Origin of the sequence: Sphingomonas sp. STIS6.2, assembly GCF_000732685.2 — a bacterium.
In the GTDB taxonomy this organism is placed as follows: Bacteria; Pseudomonadota; Alphaproteobacteria; order Sphingomonadales; family Sphingomonadaceae; genus Sphingomonas; species Sphingomonas aerolata.
The window spans coordinates 1-2,322 of record NZ_JPDP02000070.1 but is presented as its reverse complement, the minus strand read 5'-3'; the positions used below and the strand labels follow the sequence as shown (position 1 = coordinate 2,322).

The 2,322-nt window shown below is 64.5% G+C and carries 3 protein-coding genes; 1 reads left to right on the top strand and 2 read right to left on the bottom strand.

The window, feature by feature from the left end:
* The coding region (locus sphst_RS11320; protein ID WP_234387591.1) for a TonB-dependent receptor plug domain-containing protein at positions 1-933 on the bottom strand (933 nt) is incomplete at its 3' end.
* A gap of 380 nt (positions 934-1,313) precedes the next feature.
* Here sphst_RS11320 and sphst_RS11315 point away from each other — a divergent pair.
* The gene (locus sphst_RS11315; protein ID WP_107045553.1) at positions 1,314-1,658 is read left to right on the top strand and encodes a cupin domain-containing protein; all 345 of its coding nucleotides are present in this window, start codon (positions 1,314-1,316) and stop codon (positions 1,656-1,658) included.
* Between the two features lie 2 nt (positions 1,659-1,660).
* Here sphst_RS11315 and sphst_RS11310 read toward each other — a convergent pair.
* Positions 1,661-2,322 (bottom strand): carboxylesterase family protein (locus tag sphst_RS11310; RefSeq protein ID WP_159043588.1); only part of this gene is annotated, 662 nt, incomplete at its 5' end.

Genomic DNA, 2,322 nt, shown 5'->3' with positions numbered 1-2,322 from the left:
CCCGGTTACGGGGTTCGGATCGTTGATCTGTGCGAGCGTCTTGCCCGGCAACCGCGACGCGGCGTTGAACCCGGCGTTGAACACGCCCTGCGCCCAGCGCACGCTGTTGTTACCGAGCTGAAAATTGTTTGTCTTCGAATACGCTGCCGACGCCGAAACGCCGAACGTCCCGTCAGCCGACTTCCACGACAGCAACCCAGCGAGGCGCGGTCCGAAATTCTTGCTGAGATCATTGTAGCTCGCCTGCGCGGAGCCGACCGCGGTGAAGCCGATCTTGCCGCCGAGCGGGTTGCCCGTGTTCAGATCGACCACCGCGCCGAGTGAGCCTTCGTCGAGCGAGGCCTCGGCGGTCTTGTGCACCACGATCGAATTGAACAGCTCGGACGCGAAAACGTTGAAATCGAACGCACGATCGCGATTCGAACTCGCGCCGTCGGTCGAGGTGGCGACCGTCTCCATGCCGTTGACCCGAACGCGAGTGAACTGAGCGCCCAGGCCGCGAACGGTGATCGCGCGCCCCTCGCCCGCGTCACGCTGGATCGAGATGCCGGGAATGCGCTGCAGTGATTCAGCGAGGTTCTGGTCGGGAAACTTGGCAATGTCCTCGGCGACGATTGCGTCGACCGCCGAAACCGATTGGCGCTTCACGTTGAGCGCCGCGTCGAGCGATTTGCGAAAGCCCGTGACGACAATCTCCGCGGTCTGGCCTTCGGCGGGCACCGTTTCAGGTCCGGTCTGCGGTGCAGTCGTTGCTGCGGGATCGGCTACGTCGCCCTGTGGCACGACCGCGGTCTGCGCGGGCGACGGATCGACCTGTGCAGGCGTTCCTGGCGTCACGCTGTTGGGAATCTGTGCGGCCTGCGCCGATGCGATCGAAGGCAGTACGAGCGCGAGGACCAAACTGCCGGCGGACACGCCGCCAAGCCAGCCCATTCGCCGAATCGCTGCCGATGCTTGAACTTCCATTGCTTCCACTCCCCATTCGGCCGTTGCCGATGACACCGGTTGCGCGGTCGACGTGTCGTCATTGCGCCGCCGACCTGACTGTTTTGGAGAGTTGGACCCGTATCGTGCGACGGGGACACCCGATCCTCTCCCGAAAGGCCAGCTCTTGCAGGTCCTTCCCCCGTCCCTTGCGTGCCTAGGTAACCGGTGTCAGAACAATGTCGCATGAATTTTGACGTGTCAACATGCCGCGTCCCACATCGTACGAAACAGGAGATGCATGGATGTCACGGGCAGCAATCACAGCCATCGCGATCAGCGCTTTCCTCTGCGCGGCGAGTGCTGCCCAGAAACCTGCGTCCCGCGCGATGGTCATCGTCGACGAGGCGGCAACGATGCGCGAGGAGCCCACGCCACACGGTGCAATCGGATCCAGCACCGCCTACCGGATCAGCGACGGAGTGACCGGCCGGACGATGGAGTTCCGCAAACGCATCCTGCACTCAGGCAGCGCGATCGGACTGCACCGGATCGCGCACGACGAGGTCTACTATGTCGTATCTGGCGCCGGCGCGGTCTCTTCCGGCGGGGCTACGCAAGACCTGCGGACTGGCATGACGGCCTATCTGTTCGATGGCGAGACGGTCGGCATCCGCCAAACCGGCGCCGGTCCGCTCGTCCTGATCATCGCCTATCCGATCCCCCGCAAATAGCGTCAGGTCCCCGGCTGTATGTACGGCACGCGCGCAAACAGCTCGCGTTCCCAACAGCGTGGATCGGCCTCGACCCGAGACCGCGCGTCGAAGATCATCGTCGATCGCGCTGCACGATCGTAGATCGGCCATTTCGGCGCACCCGCATGGTTGGGATTCCCGGTGACCGCAAACGCGACGAAGCTGTCCTGCATTGCCTTCGATGCCGCGCGCGCATCCGCTGCCGTGCCCGTCTGCGATCCCTCTGCACCCAGCGTGCCGAACACCAGGGGGATGTCCATCGTGTGCATCGCCCCGCGTCGAGGCTCGGTCCGCGATGCGAAATCCACTTGGTAGACCCAGGCCGGCGCCTTCGCGTCGGCGCGAGCCTCGGCTTCGATGACCTGGCCGCGCCAGCTGCGGCCGGCGGTCGTCGCTCCGTAGAAGACGTCGGTCGGCGACCAATCCGGATACTGCGCGCGGTACTGAGCCACCACCCATTCGGGCAGGATGTCGATCCGTAGCTCGGGTGCCATTCGCGTCGCGACGTTGCTCCAGTCGAGCCCGCGAACCTTTGGCGAATCGATGCCGATGAACGCACGTGTCTCGTCATGCGTATTGCCGAGCAGCATAGGAATGCGGTTGCCGAGCGGGTTCGCGTCGGGCCAGAATGGGTGGCGGGTCA